Annotated in this window: 13 protein-coding genes; 6 read left to right on the top strand and 7 right to left on the bottom strand. The window is 66.9% G+C overall.

Going from position 1 to position 17,908, the window contains the following annotated elements; genetic code table 11:
* Window positions 1–156: 156 nt before the first annotated feature.
* The gene (locus tag ACYQ4T_RS14280) at window positions 157–1,590 is read left to right on the top strand and encodes an oligosaccharide flippase family protein (protein ID WP_459855283.1); all 1,434 of its coding nucleotides are present in this window, start codon (window positions 157–159) and stop codon (window positions 1,588–1,590) included.
* Between the two features lie 12 nt (window positions 1,591–1,602).
* Here ACYQ4T_RS14280 and ACYQ4T_RS14275 read toward each other — a convergent pair whose 3' ends face one another.
* Both ACYQ4T_RS14275 and ACYQ4T_RS14270 read right to left on the bottom strand, forming a co-directional pair.
* Window positions 1,603–3,081 (bottom strand): mannose-1-phosphate guanylyltransferase/mannose-6-phosphate isomerase, encoded by a 1,479-nt coding sequence (locus ACYQ4T_RS14275; RefSeq protein WP_459855281.1) that lies wholly within the window; start codon window positions 3,079–3,081, stop codon window positions 1,603–1,605.
* Window positions 3,082–3,168: 87 nt separating this feature from the next.
* Complete coding sequence (locus ACYQ4T_RS14270; RefSeq protein WP_459855278.1) at window positions 3,169–4,476, bottom strand: acyl-CoA synthetase family protein; 1,308 nt, start codon at window positions 4,474–4,476, stop codon at window positions 3,169–3,171.
* Between the two features lie 436 nt (window positions 4,477–4,912).
* On the opposite strand from ACYQ4T_RS14270, the gene ACYQ4T_RS14265 reads away from it, so the two are divergent.
* The 3 genes from ACYQ4T_RS14265 to ACYQ4T_RS14255 all read left to right on the top strand — a co-directional run bounded on the left by ACYQ4T_RS14265 (window position 4,913) and on the right by ACYQ4T_RS14255 (window position 8,138).
* Window positions 4,913–5,587 carry a polysaccharide biosynthesis/export family protein gene (locus ACYQ4T_RS14265; protein ID WP_459855276.1) on the top strand — a complete coding sequence of 225 codons (675 nt, stop codon included), beginning with the start codon at window positions 4,913–4,915 and terminating at the stop codon, window positions 5,585–5,587.
* A 176-nt stretch (window positions 5,588–5,763) separates the two neighbouring features.
* On the top strand, window positions 5,764–7,059 hold the full coding sequence (locus ACYQ4T_RS14260) for a hypothetical protein (RefSeq protein ID WP_459855274.1): 1,296 nt from the start codon (window positions 5,764–5,766) through the stop codon (window positions 7,057–7,059).
* Window positions 7,056–8,138: a glycosyltransferase family 4 protein gene (locus ACYQ4T_RS14255; protein WP_459855272.1), complete on the top strand. Its 1,083-nt coding sequence runs from the start codon at window positions 7,056–7,058 to the stop codon at window positions 8,136–8,138. The genes ACYQ4T_RS14260 and ACYQ4T_RS14255 overlap by 4 nt, the downstream gene beginning before the upstream one ends.
* Here ACYQ4T_RS14255 and ACYQ4T_RS14250 read toward each other — a convergent pair.
* From ACYQ4T_RS14250 to ACYQ4T_RS14235, 4 genes are all read right to left on the bottom strand, one after another.
* Window positions 8,122–8,820 (bottom strand): polysaccharide deacetylase family protein, encoded by a 699-nt coding sequence (locus ACYQ4T_RS14250; protein WP_459858001.1) that lies wholly within the window; start codon window positions 8,818–8,820, stop codon window positions 8,122–8,124. The two genes, ACYQ4T_RS14255 and ACYQ4T_RS14250, sit on opposite strands and share 17 nt — an antisense overlap.
* Window positions 8,821–8,885: 65 nt before the next feature.
* The gene (locus ACYQ4T_RS14245; RefSeq protein WP_459855270.1) at window positions 8,886–10,145 is read right to left on the bottom strand and encodes a glycosyltransferase family 4 protein; all 1,260 of its coding nucleotides are present in this window, start codon (window positions 10,143–10,145) and stop codon (window positions 8,886–8,888) included.
* Window positions 10,142–12,136: a heparinase II/III family protein gene (locus tag ACYQ4T_RS14240; RefSeq protein ID WP_459855268.1), complete on the bottom strand. Its 1,995-nt coding sequence runs from the start codon at window positions 12,134–12,136 to the stop codon at window positions 10,142–10,144. The genes ACYQ4T_RS14245 and ACYQ4T_RS14240 overlap by 4 nt, the downstream gene beginning before the upstream one ends.
* 27 nt (window positions 12,137–12,163) lie before the next feature.
* The gene (locus ACYQ4T_RS14235; protein ID WP_459855266.1) at window positions 12,164–13,618 is read right to left on the bottom strand and encodes a GumC family protein; all 1,455 of its coding nucleotides are present in this window, start codon (window positions 13,616–13,618) and stop codon (window positions 12,164–12,166) included.
* A 394-nt stretch (window positions 13,619–14,012) separates the two neighbouring features.
* On the opposite strand from ACYQ4T_RS14235, the gene ACYQ4T_RS14230 reads away from it, so the two are divergent.
* Both ACYQ4T_RS14230 and ACYQ4T_RS14225 read left to right on the top strand, forming a co-directional pair.
* Entirely contained in the window at window positions 14,013–15,512 is a 1,500-nt protein-coding gene (locus tag ACYQ4T_RS14230) for an exopolysaccharide biosynthesis polyprenyl glycosylphosphotransferase (protein ID WP_459855264.1), read from the top strand.
* Between the two features lie 55 nt (window positions 15,513–15,567).
* On the top strand, window positions 15,568–16,878 hold the full coding sequence (locus ACYQ4T_RS14225) for a nucleotide sugar dehydrogenase (RefSeq protein ID WP_459855261.1): 1,311 nt from the start codon (window positions 15,568–15,570) through the stop codon (window positions 16,876–16,878).
* A 1-nt stretch (window position 16,879) separates the two neighbouring features.
* Here the strand turns inward: ACYQ4T_RS14225 and ACYQ4T_RS14220 are convergent, their stop codons facing one another.
* A complete protein-coding gene (locus ACYQ4T_RS14220) occupies window positions 16,880–17,905 on the bottom strand; it encodes a pentapeptide repeat-containing protein (RefSeq protein ID WP_459855259.1) in 1,026 nt (341 codons plus the stop codon).
* Between the last annotated feature and the right edge of the window lie 3 nt (window positions 17,906–17,908).

Here is a 17,908-nt window from a genome sequence, read left to right as displayed (position 1 = left end):
AATTTCGATACTGCAAGCGGGGTCGGCCGACGGATCACGGCCAAAGTGGCGATCTGCACACCATCGTGGAAATTCGCCTTAGATCTCAATGACTAGGGCGTATCCTACGTCCCGCCGCACCGCAGCCCTGCGCTCGAGAAAGAAACCCACCCCTTCATGCTCCGCGACAGCGCCATCTACATCCTGAGCCGGGTGGTGCCGAGCGGCCTCGGCTTCGTCACCGGCATGGCGCTGACCTGGCTGCTGACGCCGCACGCCTTCGGTCTCTACGGCCTCGGGCTCACCATCGTCGTGCTGGTGGCGGGCATCTTCTTCGACTGGCACGGCCTGAGCTTCATGCGCTTCTTCCAGGCCAATGCCGAAGACCCGCGCTTCATGCCGACCGTGGTGCAGACCTTCCTGCTTCTCTGTCTCGCCAGCCTGGTGATCGTGCCGCCGGTGCTGCTGATCGGCGCCGCGATCTTCGGCGCGCCGGACCGCGAGTACGAATGGCTGATCGCGATTTCGCTGCCGGGCTGCTGGGCCTATGCCTGGTTCGAGCTGGCGGCGCGGGTCCAGGTCGCGCGGTTCAACCCGAAGCGATATTTCTGGATGAATCTCATCCGCAACATCCTGATCCTGGCCTTCGGCCTGGCCGCCGCCTGGGCCTGGCACAGCGCCTATCCGGTGCTGGCCAGCAGCTTCCTGGCAATGCTGGTCGCCGGGCTGCTGTTCCGCATCCCGCATTGGAGCCTGCTGCCGAAGCGCTTCGACATGGACATGGCGCGCCGGCTCTTCGTCTTCGGCTGGGCGATGGCCTTGGTGCGGGCGCTGGGCGCGGCGTCCTTCGCGGCCGACCGCTTCCTGCTGGAGTTCATGATCGGCACCGACGCGGTCGGCTTCTACACCGCGGCCTACCAGCTGGCGCAGACCACGATCATCACCATCGGCGCCGGGATCGGCTCCGCCACCTATTCGCTCGCGGTGCGCGCGGTCGAAAGCGGCGACGCGGCGGCCTTGGAACGGCAGCTCTCGCGCAACAGCACTTTGCTTCTGGCGCTGCTGCTGCCGGCATCGGTCGGTGCGGCGATGGTCTCGCCCACCTTGGCCAAGCTCTTCGTCGGCCCGGACTATGTCGGGCCGGTCGCCAGCATGACCGCCTGGATGGCGCTGGCCGCCTTCTTCTTCGGCTTCCGCGCCAACTACCTCGACCACGCTTTCCAGCTCGGCCACAAGACGCACCGGCTGCTGGCGGTGGTCGCGGTCACCGCCGCGGTCAACCTGCTGCTCGAGATTCTGCTGATCCCGCGCTATGGCGCGGTCGGCGTCGCCATCGCCAACCTGATCGCGGGCGCGATCGGCCTCGCGGCGGCGGCTTGGGCGGCGCGTTCGGTGATGGCGATGCCGATCGCCTGGCGCGATGCCGCGAAGACCGCCGTCGCCGTGCTGGCAATGGCGCTCTTCCTCTGGCCGTTCTATGGGCGCGACGATCTCCTGTCGCTCATGGCCGCTGTGATCGGCGGCGGCGCGGTCTACGGCGCCGTGCTGCTGGCGCTCGACGCGATGAACTTGCGCAGCGTCGTGAAGCGGCGCCTCGCGCGCTTCGCCTAGGCCCCAGGAAACTTAGGCCTTGGCGGGCGCCTCGTCCTTGCGGCCGTAGACGTCGTCGAGCCGAACGATGTCATCCTCGCCGAGGTAGGAGCCGCACTGGACCTCGATCAGGGTCATCATCTTGTCGGTCTTGTTCTCCAGGCGGTGCTGCGTCCCGACCGGGATATAGGCGCCCTCGTTGGCCGCGAGCGGGAAGGTCTTGTCGCCGACCGTGACCGTGGCGATGCCATCGACCACCGTCCAATGCTCCGAACGCTTGAAGTGCTTCTGCAGCGAAAGCCGGCCGCCCGGCTTCACAGTCAGGCGCTTCACCTGGAATCCGTCGCCGTCGTGCAGGCCCTGGTAGAAGCCCCAGGGCCGATGCACGACCTTGTGGTTCTGCACTTCGTCGCGATTGGCCTCCTTCAGCTTCGCAACCAGCTTCTTCACGTCCTGGGCCTTGGCGAGATCGGAGACCAGCACCGCATCGTCGGTGACGACGACGGCCAGATTCTCGACGCCGACCAGCGTGGTCAGCTGGCGGTCGCTCACAACCAGGCAGTTCTTCGCATCCTCGACCACCACGTCGCCGCGCATCGCGTTGCCGTCTTGATCGCGTTCCGAGATGGCCCAGAGCTCCGACCAGGCGCCGACGTCGGACCAGCCGGCGCGCAAAGGCACAGTGGCGGCGCGATCGGTGCGCTCCATGACGGCATAGTCGATCGAATCCGACGGGCTCTTGGCGAAAGCCTCGGCATCCAGGCGCAGGAAGTCGAGGTCCGAGGTGCGGCCGGCGAGCGACGCCTTGGCGGCTTCCAGGATCTCCGGCGCGTGGCGCGCCAGCTCGGCGAGGAAGAAGGCGGCGCCGAACACGAACATGCCGCTGTTCCAGAAATGCCGGCCGCCCCGCAGCATCGCCTCGGCGCGCGCGGCATCCGGCTTCTCGACGAAGGAGGCGACCCGGAAGGCGCCGTCGACGCCCGCCACGCCGGCGCCGTGCTCCATATAGCCATAGCCGGTCTCCGGCCGTGACGGCGGAATCGAGAAGGTCACCAGCAGGCCTTGCCGCGCCGCGGCCACCGCGATGTCGAGCGCGCCATGCAAGGCCGCGACGTCGCGGATCGAATGATCGGAGGGCGCCACCACGATCGTCGCATCGGCATGCTCCTCGAGCGCCAGCAAGGCCGCGATCGCGACGGCGGGCGCGGTGCCGCGGCCGACCGGCTCCAGCACCAGCGCCAGCGGCGCCACGTCCACCGCCTGCAGCTGGTCGGCGATGGTGAAGCGGATCGCCTCGCTGGTGATGACCAGCGGTGCCGCAAAGCGGCTGCGATCGGCGAAGCGCAGCGCCGTATCCTGGACCAGCGAGCGGTCGCCGATCAGCGCGATCAGCTGCTTCGGGTATTCCTGGCGGGAGAGCGGCCAGAGCCTGTTGCCGGCGCCGCCAGCGAGGATCACCGGAATGACGGGCGGCACGGGGCGGACGGTCTGGCGCGGATTGGGTTCGGACACGGTCATCCTTTCCGGTCGGGATGAAGGGTGGTGAGCAAGTTTACAGGCGCTACTGAATGCAGTCTATTGCACTGCACAAAAGAGAAATCAGCAAGCAGTTTCTTGTACTTGGCTGATGAAAACCGGCGCCTTGCCGCTGGCCAGCCGGTAGGGAGATTCGCGGATGTCGATCCGCAGGTCCACGTTGTGCGGGACCTTGAGATAGAATTTGCGCTTGAGGATCGCCAGCGTCTCCTCGCTGTACTGGGCATTCGGCACCACCACCATCAGCACCGCGGCCGGGTCGAGCTGCACGATCTGCACCGAGGCCGCGCCATCGACGCCGGAGGGCACGCGGTCGAGGCCGAAGACCCGCGATCCATCGGCAAGCTTCAGGCAATCCGAGCGGCGGCCTTCGATGCCGTTGAAGGTCGAGAGGCCGAGCGAGATCTTCTCCCGCTCGCCTTCGCTCTCCGCGGCTTGCTCAGGCAGCACCGCGATGTCGCCGATGTCATAGCGCAGCAGCGGCTGGGCGCGATTCCAGAACGGCGTGCCGACGATGCTGCACTTGCCGTCCGGCCCGGGAATGAGCTCCGGATAGGCGTAGGGGAAAATGAACCGGTAGACCCCGTCCTCGAGCGAATAGGCGGCGCAGCTGCGCTCGGTCTGGCCGTAATAGTCCAGCAGCGGCGCGCCGAAGACGCGCTTCACGCGTTCGCGCAGGCCGGTGCCCAAGGTCTCCGACGAGGTGATGCAGAGCTTGAAGCGGATCGAGGAGTTCCTGGGCTCGGCAAGATGCGTCAACAACTCGAGGCTGCTCGGATAGCAGGTCAGGATCTCCGGCTGGAATTCCTGCAGCTTGCGCTCGTAATGCGGAAAGGTCCGGTTGGTGAGATGCACCGAGGAGAAGACGACCTTGTTGCGCCCGACATCGACCCAATAGGGCGGCGCGGGATCGTTCGGGTCTTTCACCTCGTCGCCGCGCAGCACGGCGATCCGGCTGTTGCCGTAATCGAGGCCGACTTTCGCGGCCATCCAATCGAACATCGCCTGCTCAACTGCCAGGGACTGGATCGAACGCTTCAAACGCAGCGGCTGGCCGGTGGTTCCACTGGTCGCCACATCGACCTGGGGGACCAGGGTGCGGCGCTGGAAATCTCCGGCTTCGTTCTGCAGCCGGGCTTTGGACAACAGCGGCCATTCGCCGAACGGCCGCGCGAAATTATAATCGCGATAGCCCGGCAGCCTTGCGGCCCAGCGCGCGACCCGGGCGCGCAGCTTTTCCGCCATGGCACGCCGCGTCTCGAGGTCGGCGTCCTCCATCTGCTCGAGGGCGTCGCGAAATTCAGAGTAGAAAAAGGGATTCCGCTTGATCAGCCGTTCGGCGGCGGGGATCTGTTTCAGGAACAAAAACATGCCGGCGCCTGACTCGAGAGCGGCGAAGTTCCAAGTTCGATCATGGACACCGGCGGATGCAAGGAACTCCGGAACGACAGTAAGGAGCCTCAGGTTTCTAACGAAGCGCAGAATTGGCGTCAAGAAACCGACCTCCGAAACCCGCCCTAATCCCCTTTTCTATCACCATGGTGCAGCGCGCCGGTGGTGCACTTCCCACGCGCGGAAGCCCCAATGTCAGGGGCGTTGGCATGATGGCGTGACGGTCTGCGAGGTTCTGGTGAAACGGCGGGAAATGTGAAAACCTGCACCCGCGCATGGCAGGTTCCTGACAAGGCCTGCCCCGCGGTCTTCCGCCACCTGCTTGTGCAACGAGGGCTTCGCGTGCAAAAGGACCGGGTGGAGGAAAAGGCGACAACCTCCATTAACCCTGATGCACGGAGAGCGAGGCGCTCGAATGCGGCAAGCGATTGTTCTGGTCTTGGCGGTTCTGATGTTGGGTGTCGGCGCCTGCGCGCCGAAGGTGAAGACCAACACGATTAACCAATTCAACGCCGAATATGATCGGGTCAAGAGCCAGGGCTATCAGATCCAGCCGGGCGACACGCTCGACATCACCTTCTTCTACACGCCGGAATACAACGCGACCTCGGTGCCGGTCCGGCCCGACGGCAAGATCCAGCTCTCGCTGGTGGGCGACTTCCCCATCGCCGGCATGACGCCCGACCAGGCCGCCGAGGAGCTGAAGAAGATCTACACCAAGGAGTTGAAGAACCCCGACCTCGCCGTCATCGTGAAGACTTTCGGCGCCAGCGCCGTCGTGGTCCAGGGCGAGGTCCGCAATCCGGCGCAGATCCCGCTGATCGGCAATGCGCGGCTGCTGCAGATCATCAGCCAGGCCGGCGGCTTCCTGCCGACCGCCGATATCCGCAACGTCACGATCGTGCGCCACTCGACCGGCGGCAAGCCGCTGGTCACCGTGGTCAACCTCCAGGACGCGCTGCAGGGCGTGAACACGGCCAACGACATACCGATGCTGCCGGGCGACGTGGTCTTCGTGCGGTCGCTGAAGACCAACGAGAATCGTCCCGCGGCGCCTCTGTTCTCCGCTCCGGCACCCGAGCCGCAGTAGGCGCGGCGCGGGCCGGAACCGTTCCAGCGTGTGAGGCCGATCAGTTTTTCGTCACCGACCGCATTTTCGGCGTGCGGCGCAGGACTAAGTGACTATATCTCTCACCGGATTATCGGGCGAGTGGCGGCGCCCGGTGGTCGGCGCTCCGGGGGGAGCCGCTCGGTAAGGGTGGATGGATGAGTGCCTTCGTAAAAAGCATTCCGCTGGCGGATCGCCTGATCCGAAGAAATCCGCTCTATTACCGGCGCTTTCGCCGGCTGCTGGCCGAGGGCGAGAGTGCGACCCTCGCCGAGCGCCGTGCCATGGCGGCAGAACTGCTGGCGCGCAACCGGGCCTGGGCGGAGTCGCTGCCGGGCTATGCCGGCTGCAATCTCGAACAGCCGCTCAGCGAGCAGCCGATCCTGGTCAAGGAAACTTTGCAGAGCCGCGCCGACGCGTTTCAGGCGCGCAGCTGGCTGCCGGTCGCCCATGCCGCCACCGGCGGCTCGACCGGCGTCCCGCTCCGGCTGGTGCGCACCTTGCAGTCGCTGACCATGGAACAGGCGATGATCGATCACCTGGCCGCCAAGGCCGGGATCGATCTGCCGCGCGCCAAGATCGCGGTGCTCCGGATCGACCGCATCAAGGACCCGAATGACGAGACCCCGCCGTTCTGGCGCCAGTCCGGGCCGCAGCGGCTGGTGCTCTCCTCGATGCATCTCAATGCCAAGCGCTACCCGGATTTCGCGCGGGCGCTAAAGGAGTTCCGCCCCGATGTCCTGCTGGCCTTGCCCAGCAGTCTCGAACTGCTGACCGACCTCGCCAGCGAGCGCGGCGCGCCGTTCGGGTTGAAGCTGGTGATCACCTCGTCGGAGATGCTCCGACCGGGGCTGCGCGCGCGGGTGAAGCATTGCTTCGGCGCCGCGCTGATCGACTATTACGGCATGGCCGAGCGGGTCTGCGCCGCCTACTCGACTGAAGACGGACTCTACCGCTTCATCTTTCCCTATGGATTGCCCGAGCTGCTGAAGATCGAGGAAGGGCGCTACCGCATCCTCGGCACCAGCTTCTGGAATCGCTGCCAGCCGCTGCGCCGCTACGACACCGACGACATCGCGCTCCTGCCGGGGGGAATCTCCGCCGAACAGCTGGAGCGCATTGCCCTCGGCCTCGATCCCTTCTTCGGCATCGAAGGCCGGACCACCGACTATTTCCTGCTGGCCGACGGCTCGCGGATCTACACCATGGACCAAGTTCCGCTCGGCGTGACCGGCGCGGCGACGGTGCAGCTCATCCAGGAGTCGCTCGACGCCGCGGTGGTGGTGGTGGTGCCGAACGGGAAGTTCTCCGAGAACACCCTGGAAGTGATCCGCCACAACTTCTATCAGCGGGCGCCGCGCACGGTGAAGGTGCGGGTCGAGGTGCGTGACACGCCGCACCGCTTGGCCAACGGCAAGGCGCCGGTCTTCATCAGCAATCTCGCGCGCGCATGAGCGCGCGCCAGACTGTGCTGGTCCTGACGCCGCTCGGGCGCGGCGGCATGGGCGGGATCGACCGCCTGATGGACGAGATCCGCCGCCGCTCTGCCACTGCGGCACCCGATCTCGAGGTCAAGTTCCTCACCACCCGCGGCCAGGGGCACATTCTGCTCTCGCCGTTCTACTGCGCCGCCGCGGCGCTCGCGCTCATCTGGTATCGGCTGACGCGCGGGCGCTGCCTTTGCCATGTCAACCTCGCCTCGATGGGCAGCACCTTGCGCAAGCTGTTCCTCACCGGGCTCGCGACCCGGCTGGGCCATGCCACGGTCATCCATCTGCACGGCGCGCTGTTCCACGAATACCACCGCGGCGTCGGCACCCTTCAGCGCGCGCAGATCGACCGCATGTTCCGCGACGCCGCGCGCGTCATCGTGCTCGGCAGCGTCTGGCGGAACTTCGTCGCCGAGACCTTCCATCTCCCCGATGCGCGCATCCTGGTGCTGCCGAATGCCAGCGCCGCCCGGCCGCCGCGGGCGCCGGAAGCGGTGCCGCCTGAGATTCTCTTTCTTGGCCGGTTGGGCGAACGCAAGGGCGTGCCGGTCCTGGTCAAGGCCCTCGGCCTGCTCTCGGCGCGCGGGTTGGACTGGCGCGCGGTGATCGCCGGCGACGGCGATGCCGCGCCTTATCGTGCCGAGGTCGAACGGCTGGGGCTGGCGGGGCGCGTGACCTTCCCCGGCTGGCTCGGCGAGCCCGAGGCGCATGCGCATCTATCCCGCGCGGCGGTCCTGGTCCTGCCTTCCGAGGCTGAGGGCCTGCCGATGGCCGTGGTCGAGGCTTTCGCCTGGGGCGTGCCGGTCATATCGACGCCGGTCGGGTCGACCCCGGACATCCTGCATGACGGCATCGAAGGGCTGATGATCCCGGTCGGCGATGCGGAAGCCCTGGCCGGCGCGTTGCAGCGCCTGATCGCCGATCCGGCATTGCGCCGCCAGCTCGGCGCCAATGCTCGTGCCTGCTTCGCGCAGCAACTCGACTTCACGCCATATATGGAAAAGCTCGCCGCCTGCTGGCGCGCGGCTATGCCGCAAAGCTAGGCTGGATCGTCACCGGCTCCGCCGAGCGGAAGATGAAGCGTGCGGTGGACGAGGTCGCCTGCTTGGGCTGCAAGTTCACGCCCCGCAACCCGCGCTGCTGCAACGCTGCGAGCACTTCCGGCAGCAGCAGGAGTGTCGCAGCGATGGCGCTCTCCTGCGGCTCGGTGATCGCGGCGTCGTGCAGCAGCAGGATGCCGCCTTCGAGGTCGCGGGATTCCATCAGCCGCGCGGTTGTCTCCGCACAGGCCTGGCGGATCTCTGCCTCCGGTCGCGGCCGGCTGGCGATCCGATAATCGGCGATGGCGTGGCTCCACCAGGCGAATTGAACATCGGGATGGAAGCGCCGCATCGCGCGGTGGATCGCGGCGGCGCGCAGCCCGGCATTGTAGGGCAGGCGGATGAGATAAGTGGCCGGCGTCGGCCGATGCCTTGCGAGCAGGGCCTCGGTGCGCGCCATGGCCTGCGCGGCGTCATCGGCTTGCGCCGGGCCGTAGCGCTGGTGATCCCAGCCATGGGCATAGACCGTGTGTCCCGCGGCGACCAGGGCCGCCACGAGATCCGGATGACGCTCGACGCGCACGCCGCAGAGAAAGAAGGTCGCCTGGGCGCCGGCCGCTGCGAGCGCCGCAATGAGATGCGGCGTGGTGGCGGGATCCGGCCCGTCGTCGAAGGTGATCGCGATCTCGCCGGGGGTGTCGATGCGGCGGATGACCGGCGACCAATGGCCGAGGGAGAGGCGAAAGGGGATCAGGGCTCGGACTCCGCGCTGGCGGCTTCCGATGGCGCGACCACAGTCGTGCGATCGCCGAAGACCGCGCGATAGGCCGCGAGCAGCGGCGCCACCGAATAGTTCCAGGCCAGCACGGCGCGCACCCGCGCATGGCCGGCGGCGCCGAGCCGCTTGCGGCGCTCCGGATCGTCCAGCAAGGCGGCGATGCCCTGCGCCAAGGCCCGTTCGTCGTTGGCGGTGACGAACATCCCGGCATCGCCGGCCGAGATGCGGGTCTCGTGCAGGTCGTAGGAGAGGACCGGCAGGCCGAAGAACATGTATTCGATCACCTTGTTCATCGTGCTCTGGTCCGACCAGGCATTCTTCGGATCGGGGTCGACGCCGATATCGGCGGTCGAGAGCACCCGGCAGAGATCTTCGTCGCTGACGCGTCCGGTGAAGCTGCACATCTCCTGGACGCCGATCTCGACGGCATAGTCGGCGATCGCCTTCTGGTGCGGGCCGCCGCCCATGAAGATGCAATGCACGTCGGTCCGCTTCAGCTCGTCGCGCAGGATCTTCACCGCGCGCACCAGGTGATCGACGCCGTCCTGTTTGCAGATCTCGCCGAGATAGGCGATCAGGAACGGCTTGCCCTGGCGCCACTTCGGGTCGGGTTCGTAGACCTTGAAGCGCGAGAGATCGGGGCCGGAGCGGACGATGAACACATCCTCCGCCCGCTTGCCGCCGCGTTCGACGGCGATGCGCTTGTGGCTCTCGTTCGTGGTGATGACGATCTGTGCCGCCTGGAAGGTCATGCGCTCCAGGAACAGCAGCGCCTTGAACAGGGCGCCGCCTTCCTCGCGGGTCGCCGGCCGCTCGAACTTGACCGCGAACATTTCCGGCGAGAGATCGTGATGGTCGAAGATGAAGCGCTTGCCGAAGGCGCGCCAGAACCAGGCCAGCGGCCAGTAGGTCTCCGGCGGATTGCAGACGTGCAGCACGTCGAAGCCGCGGCCCGCGATCTGCACCTTCAGGCTCAAGAGCGCCGTCGCCAGGAAGCACCAGAGGAATTCCAGCACGAAGCCCAGCTTGCCCTGGGCGTCGATCGGCAGCGGATAGCGGTGGATGTCGATGTCCTCGAGCGTCTCGCGGCCGGCGTTGAAGCCGCGCATCTTCGGGCAGATCACGCTGACCCGATAGCCGTGCTTCGCCAGCGTGGTCGCCTCGAGCCAGACCCGGCGGTCGAAGGGCACCGGCAGGTTCTGGACGACGATCAGCACGCGGTTCTTGCTCACGCGGAGACCTTCCCAAAGCTACTGGCGCCGCGCGGCGCTTCTGCAGCGCCGTTCGCGAGCTTGGTTTCGAGACTTTCCCCTGCGGACATCTCACCCGATCCGATCAACACGGCGGTCGGCATTTTCTCACCGAATGCCGGCGAAAACCAGCCGAGCGGCGGCCGCTCCTCGCCGCGGTGCAAGGCCCATGACAGTTTCTCCGGCAGATCGATGACCGCGGCACCGCCCGGCCAATGGAGAGCCGCCCGATGGCCGGCGAGCGCCACCTGCACGCTGGGATGCAGGTGAAAGGCGAGGCGCACCGGCACCGGCGCCGCAGCCTCGATCCGGTCGATGATGACGAGAGTCTCCGCCGGCCGATCCAGGGCGAAGCTGCGGAAATGCGTGACCTTGGCCGCGAGGCGGCGATAGCCGTCATGGGCGGCGGTGAGTTCCGCCCGATCGCCGGCCTCGATGCCGCTCATCGCCTCGACCCAGGTCGTCGGCTGCGTGGACCAGAGGAAGGGACCGGCTTGCAGCGCCTGATCGACGCCCGCGATCTCCAGCGTGTTATGCGCCAGGGTCGAGCGGAAATAGCGCCGCCACGCCGGTTCGCCCTGGTAGCAATAGGTGCCGGGATCGACCAGCACCGGCCGGCCGCCGATCCAGAGCTCGAAAGCAAGCGCATCGGCATGCCCATGGGCCGCGGTCGAAAGAAAGCCATGCGGTCCATGATCGACGCGGGCCGAGATCGCGTCGTCGGCGGTGCGCAGGAAGGTGATGCCCGCCTCCTTGAAATGGTTCGGGCGTTTGCCGGGTCGAAGCTCGCCGCGATGCCGATGGACGACAAGCGGCGCCACGACCGACGCCAGGACAGAACCGCCCGAAACCTTCGGCCACCAGTCGCAAGCCCCGAGCAGGGCCGCGGCGAGCTCCAGCAGCGGCGGCCATGGCCCCGTCTCCGGCGCATCCACCATCAGCGCGACGGCGTCGTCGCCGTCGCCTTGGCGCGGCGCCTCGAGGCCGGGTCCGAGATTCGCGGCCAGCGCATCCGCCATCCGTGTTGCCACGCGCCGGAAATCGTCGGAGAGCGGCCGCCCGGCGGCCTCGCCTTCCGCCGCCGCCAGCAGAAACAGCCCGAGGACATAGCCGTGATAGCCGAAGGCCAGTTCCCGGTTGAGGCCGTCGGCGAAGGTCTGGGTGATGGCTTCCTGTTCCAGGATGCCGGCGGCGAGGCCCGCCCAGCGCGTCTGCAGCGGCGTGCCGGAGAAGGCGGTGGCGGCGACGAAGAGGCCGGCGGCCTCGGCGATCAGGTGGTTGTTGGCGGAGGATCCGCGGCTGTGCAGCACCGCCAGCCAGCGCTCGTGGTGATGCAGCTGCAGCAGGAAATCGGGATTGCGCTCGAAGAGATCGGCGACGCCTGGCCAATCGCCCAGCAACCGCCGGGTCCAGACGAAGGCGATCAGCCGCATGCCGATCTCGATCCCGCTCAGCCAGTGGATGCCCTGGAGCGGCGGATTGGCGCGCCACCAGGATCGGAGATGCGTCGCCGCGTGTTGCGCGAAACGCGTCTCGCCGGAGAGCCGGTAGGCGGCGGCCAGGACCGTGACATGATGGAGCCGCGACGGCTCCCAGACATATTTGACCGTGCCGACCTGCCCCGGGTCGCGATAGGGCACGGCGAAGCAATATCGCCGAGGATCGGAGCGGATGCCGGTGCGGACGTCGCGATGCCAGTCCGGATCGGCGGTGGCGGTGTCGAAGTTGTGCCCGAACATATTCCAGCGCCCGGCCAGGATCTCCTGCGCTGCGCGCAGCACGCCCTGCCTGGCGCTCGGACCCACGTCGACCAGGGCGGGCAGCTTGGCGCCGCTCCAGGCGATGCTGCCAACGGCGGGCCCCCTAGGCGTGGCGAAGCGCCAGGCCTGCTGGATCGCGGCCGTGCGTGCGCGCCAGGCGATCTCGGCGAGCGACATCCGGCGCAGCCGGCGGAGATACCAACCGAAGTCCAATCGAGCCTCGTTTCTGGAGAAGCCGGCCTACTTCGCCGGCAGTGGCTTCAGATCGGGCAGGGCCGCGACGACGGGGACACTGAAGATCCGTTCCGCGCCCTCGACGGTGATGATCGTGTTGCCGAAGGAGAGCGACATCAGCGCGATCAGCCCGGCGATCACCAAGCCGATCGCGACGCCGGCCAGGCCGAAGAAGGTCTTCTTCGGGAAGACCGGCCGGGGCTCCAGTCGCGGCGCATCGATGATCGAGACGCTGGAGACCTTGGCCTGGTCCATGTTTTCGGCCAGCCGCGCCTGCTCCAGGTTGGTGCGCAGAGTCTGCAGGTCGGCGGTCAGGCTCTGGATCTGGCGCTCCAGGTTGTTGACCTCGAGCTCGCTCGCCTGGAGCTGCTTCAGCTGGTCGTCGAAATTGGCGATCTGGCTCTTGTAACCCTCGATCTGCGAGGTGATCGGCGTCAACTCCGATTGTGCGGTCAGCAGCTGCTGGTCGATCGAGGCCAGCAGCGGGTTGGCGCCGGTCCGGGTCTTGGTCGAGCTCGGCGATTGCGCCTGCTTCACGAACTGCTCGGCCTGGGCGATCTGCGCGCGGATCTGCACCATGGCGGGCGCGGTCGGCTGGTAGCGCTCCAGCATCTCCTGCTCCTTCTGGCGGAGCGCCATCAACTGCTGCAGGGCCTCGCTCGAGGTCTGCGACGAAGGATCGGTCTCGCTCTCGAGCGCCGCCATCTTCGGCGTGTTGGCCTTGCTTTTTTTCAGGAAGGCGACCTGCTGCTCCAAGGCGCTTTCCTTGATCTCGGCGTCATGCAGCAGGGTCTGCACCGCGGCGCGCTGGGTGATCAGGCTGGCGCGCTGCTCGGGAATCGAGAAAGCCCCGGTCTGGTTCTGGTAGGCGATGCGCTTGGCGTCGAGCGCCTCGAGATCCTTCTGCTTGGCGGCGATCTGCTCCTGGATCGGCTGGATCTGCCCCGTGCTGTAGACGTTGACGTGACGCGCCTGGAAATCGGTCAGCAGCGCCGTCAGCACCCGGGTGGCGATCTCCGGATCCTTGCTCCGGAACCCGACGTTGACCACGGTCGAAAGGTCGATCGGATCGACCCGGAGCTGGGATTCGAAGCGCATGACCGCGCGCTCGAGCGCCACGTCTTCCGGGGCCGCGGCGAGATCGGGGTAGAGGCTGCCGACCGACACCTTCTTCAGGGTCGATTCGGCCAGATCCTTGCTGTTCAGGATCTCGACCTCGGATTTCACGATCTCGGCCATGGAGGAGGAGGGCAGGGCGAACTCGTTCTGGCCCATGCTCGCGGCCGGCATGAACTCGCGGCCCGGCTTGATCAACAGCTTCGCGTCCGCCTGGTAGACCTTTGGCAGGGTGAAGGCCAGGATGACGGCGACCACCGGCGGTGCGATCAATGCGAGCGCGATCCACCGCACATTGCGGAAGACCGCGGCCAGCAATTCCCGAACCGAAGGCAAAGCACTCAAGCTCATCTCTCCCCAAGCTGATCATCCGGGACGCGCTCCCGGTCGGCGGCGCTCATTTGTACCCGTTTTGCCGCAGATTCCTTAACGAAAACACGCGCTTCCGACGGATGGAATTCCGTCCGGGGAGGCGCAGGAACAGCGCGCCTCGCCCGTGTGTCTTCGCGGGCAGAATAGGCGCGTCGCATCCGGGCGGGGAGGCCACCAGAGACGGATTCCACGATGCGATACATTATGGTATGCGAGTTTCGTTCACGCGACGATCACACTCGGCGTGAACGTCATGCTCTAAATCGTTAGCCAGTGGAAGCTGGCTCAGTCAGTCGCGCGGCCGGGATTTTGCCGAAGATCAAGCCGCCATGGGGCTTCGGCGCATTGGATCGGGGAGTGGGTTGGGATGGATGGGTGGTTTCTTCAGGCGGCGCAGAAGCGTCGGGTGGGAGACGCCGCCGGGGCACCGTCCGCGCGCTTCTATATCGAACCGCCGATCCTCGGCCTGCTGTTCCTGGTGCTCGATATCGCGCTGTTCGCAATTCCGGGTCTGCTGCTCGCGAATCGCGCCGGCCTGCTGACGGCGGACAGCCCGGCAACCATGCAGACCGGGCTCGCGCTCTGCCTCGCGACCGCCTTCTTCTTCGCGGCGGCCCGCGCCTTCGACATCCATGACGGCCTGAAGATCATGCGCCGCTCGATGCCGGCGCAGGTCGCGCTCAGTCTGATCGGGACCGCCGGTCCGGTCCTCGCCTTGCTGCTGATCTGCCGCGTGCTCACCGGCGACGCGCCGGCAGCGCATCCGGTCACCTCCTGGCTGTTGGCCTGGGCGACCTGGAGCGGCGGCGGCGCGCTGGCGCTGCAGATCCTGGCGCGACCCGTGGTGCAGCACTGGCGGCAGGCGAGCCTTACCGGGCATCGCGTCGCGATCGTCGGCTCGGGCGAGCCGGCACAGCGGCTGGTGAACTGGCTCGAAGCCAATGCCGACGACGTGGTGCAGGTGGTCGGCCTGTTCGACGACCGCCGCGGCCGCGGGCCGGACCGGGTGGGACTTTCGCATCTCATCTGCGGCACGACCGAGGATCTCATCGAATACTATCGCCGGGCGCCGATCGACAAGATCATCATCGCGCTGCCGCACCACGCCGAGGAGCGGCTGCTCGCGATCCTGCAGCGGTTGAAGCAGCTGCCGGTCGATATCGCGCTCGCGCCGGACCTGGTCGGCTTCCGCGTGCCGGATTCCACAACTTCGGAGATGGCCGGCCTGCAGATGCGCTCGCTGGCGCAACGGCCGCTGCGCGCCTCGCAGCGCTTCATCAAGGACCTGTTCGACCGCTCGCTGGCCGCGCTGCTGCTGCTCCTGCTGGCGCCGCTGCTGCTGATGCTGGCTTTGGGCGTTAAGCTCTCCGGCAGCGGCCCGGTATTCTTCCGGCAGGAGCGCCACGGTCTCGGCAACCGGGTTTTCCGGGTGCTGAAGTTCCGCACCATGCGCACGGCGCTGCACGATCCGAGCGGCCGGCGCCAGACCGAGCGCAACGATCCGCGCGTGACCCCGTTCGGTGCCCTGCTGCGGCGGACCAGCCTCGACGAGCTGCCGCAGCTGATCAATGTCCTCAAGGGCGACATGTCGCTGGTGGGGCCGCGCCCGCTCCCGCTGCAGATGCGGGTCGACGACCGGCTGAACTACGAGATCGTCGCCGAATACGCGTTCCGCCATCGGGTGAAACCCGGCATTACCGGCTTGGCGCAGGTGAAGGGGCATCGCGGCGCGGTCAGCACCGCCGAGGCGCTGAAGTCGCGGATCGCCTATGATCTCTATTACATCGACCACTGGTCGCTCTGGCTCGACCTGAAGATCCTGGCCATGACCAGCGCCGCCTGCGTCTTCGGGAAGAATGCCTTCTAGACAGGCCTCCGCCGCGCGTCGAATATCATCTCAACGTCTCGTTCTCGGGGTCTCTATGCGCATTTCGGTCTTTGGCATCGGCTATGTCGGTGCCGTCTCCGCCGCTTGCCTGGCGGGCGACGGCCATGACGTCGTCGCGGTCGATACCAATCCCGCCAAGGTCAAGATGATCAACGACGGTGTCGCGCCGATCGTCGAGACCGGCCTCGCCGAGCTGGTGCGCGAAGGGGCCCGCAGCGGCAAGCTGCGCGCCACCACCAGCGCGTCCGAGGCGGTCATGGGCAGTGCCGCCTCGCTGGTCTGCGTCGGCACGCCCAGCCTCGGGAACGGCAATCTCGATCTCGCCCAGGTGGAACGGGTCTGCGAGAGCATCGGCGCGGCACTGGCGAAGAAGAGCGACTTCCATGTGGTCATCATCCGCTCCACCATGCTGCCGGGCTCGATGGCCGAGGTGGTGAAGCCCGCCTTGGAGCGGAGCTCCGGCAAACGCGCCGACAGCGATTTCGGTCTCGCCATCTTCCCGGAATTCCTGCGCGAAGGCTCGGCGATCCGCGACTATCGCGAGGCCGGCGCCGTGATCTTCGGCGTCGCCGACCCGGAGACCGAGCGCGTCTTGAAGGAGATCAACAAGGACGTGCCCGGCCAAGTTCACGTCACCGACCTCGGCACCGCCGAGGCGGTCAAATACGCCAACAATGCCTGGCACGCGACCAAGGTGGTGTTCGCCAACGAGATCGGCGCGCTCTGCAAGGCCCATGGCATCGACAGCCACAAGGTGATGGAGATCGTCTGCGCCGACCGCAGGCTGAACATCTCGACCGCCTACCTCAAACCAGGCTTCGCCTATGGCGGCTCCTGCCTGCCGAAGGATCTCCGGGCGTTGCGCTACCGGGCGCGCGCCCGCGATCTCCATTTGCCGATGCTGAACGCGCTCTCGGAATCGAACGAGCTCAGCATCCAGAACGTGGCCGAGCTGGTGATGAATGCCGGCAGCCGCAAGGTCGGGCTGATCGGCCTCTCCTTCAAGGCCGGCACCGACGACTTGCGCGAGAGCCCGGCGGTTGGCCTGGCCGAGCGGCTGTTCGGCAAGGGCTATGACCTGAAGATCTTCGACGCCAACGTCAACTACGCCAAGCTGATGGGCTCGAACCTCTCTTATATCCAGCAGCATATCCCCCATCTCTCCGAGCGGCTGACCGACGACCTGAACGCGGTGGCACGCCACGGCGACACCATCGTCGTCACCCATTCCGATCTCGGCGGCGCCTCCTTCCCGAAGCTGCGGCCCGAGCAGACCGTGATCGACCTCGTGCGCCTGCCCGCCGCGGCGCAGGCGGGCGGCCGCTATGTCGGGCTTTGCTGGTAGCCTAGGACAGTCCGCGGGTCGCGAGAGGAAGGCCGGGAATCGGCCCGACCTTGGTGTTGCTGAGGTCGATGTCCCGGCGATGCGTATCCTGGAAATTCGCGCCGCGCAGATCGGCATGCGCGAGGTTGGCGCGGGTCAGGTTGGCGCCGCGGAAGTTCGCGGCAATCAGCAGGGCGGCGCTCATCTGCGCTTCCGCCAGGAGCGCCCCGGAAAGATCGGCGAGGCAGAGATTCTGGCCGGAGAAATCGGCCGCCGTCAGGTCGGCGCAGGAGAAGTCGGCGCGGGCGCCTTCGCTGCCCTGGCTCTTCACCCAGATCGCGTGGTCGCTCACCATCCGTGCCACGTCCTCGGGCTTCAGGCGGCGGAACTCCGGCCCCTTCATCCGCAACACGTCCAGCCGCGTGCTCATATTGCCGGCGATGATGGCGCCGGAGAAATCGGTGTCCCCCATATGCGCACCGGCGACCACCGCGTCGCTGATCTCGGCATGCGCGAAGTTGGCGCCGCGCAGATCCGCGGCCATCAGGTTGGTCGCGGACAGCAGCGCGCCGGAGAAGTCGGCGTTGCGCATTTTCGCTTCCGCGAAGTTCACCCGCGTCAGATTGGCGCCCTTGAACGAGCTGCCGTTCTCATCGCCGGATTCGGAATCCATCCGGAGATCGACCCGGTCGAGCACGGCATCGACCAGCTGTGCGTCCAGGAAGGAGGCGCCGCGCAGATCGGCGCGGGCGAAGTCCGCTGCCGTCAGGTCGGCCTTGTCGAACCGGGCGCTGCGCAGGATCGAGCCGGTGAACTTTGCGCCGCGGGCTTCGATCGACGTGAAGTCGCAGTCGATGAAGATCGCGTCGCTGAAATTCATATGGCTGAAATCCAGCCCGCCGAGATTGCAGCGGCGCAGCATCGCGCGCCGCCCGCCCTGGCGGCCGGCAACATAGGCGGAGTGGAACTGATAGAGGCGACGCAGAGCATCCTGTGAGAGCCGGACATCCGCAACCTCGTTGGGGTGCGGCCTGGTGTTCTTGGGCATAAT

The organism is Dongia sp. agr-C8, assembly GCF_054658695.1.
The sequence above is the reverse complement of the archived record's forward strand: the minus strand, read 5'-3'. Positions and strand labels throughout refer to the sequence as shown.

What these genes read in the sequence shown, in the direction of transcription:
- ACYQ4T_RS14270 (WP_459855278.1), bottom strand. Translation starts at nt 4,476, where the DNA reads ATGTTTTTGTTCCTGAAACAGATCCCCGCCGCCGAACGGCTGATCAAG.
- ACYQ4T_RS14255 (WP_459855272.1), top strand. Translation starts at nt 7,056, where the DNA reads ATGAGCGCGCGCCAGACTGTGCTGGTCCTGACGCCGCTCGGGCGCGGC.
- ACYQ4T_RS14220 (WP_459855259.1), bottom strand. Translation starts at nt 17,905, where the DNA reads ATGCCCAAGAACACCAGGCCGCACCCCAACGAGGTTGCGGATGTCCGG.
- ACYQ4T_RS14225 (WP_459855261.1), top strand. Translation starts at nt 15,568, where the DNA reads ATGCGCATTTCGGTCTTTGGCATCGGCTATGTCGGTGCCGTCTCCGCC.
- ACYQ4T_RS14265 (WP_459855276.1), top strand. Translation starts at nt 4,913, where the DNA reads ATGCGGCAAGCGATTGTTCTGGTCTTGGCGGTTCTGATGTTGGGTGTC.
- ACYQ4T_RS14230 (WP_459855264.1), top strand. Translation starts at nt 14,013, where the DNA reads ATGGATGGGTGGTTTCTTCAGGCGGCGCAGAAGCGTCGGGTGGGAGAC.
- ACYQ4T_RS14280 (WP_459855283.1), top strand. Translation starts at nt 157, where the DNA reads ATGCTCCGCGACAGCGCCATCTACATCCTGAGCCGGGTGGTGCCGAGC.
- ACYQ4T_RS14260 (WP_459855274.1), top strand. Translation starts at nt 5,764, where the DNA reads ATGAGTGCCTTCGTAAAAAGCATTCCGCTGGCGGATCGCCTGATCCGA.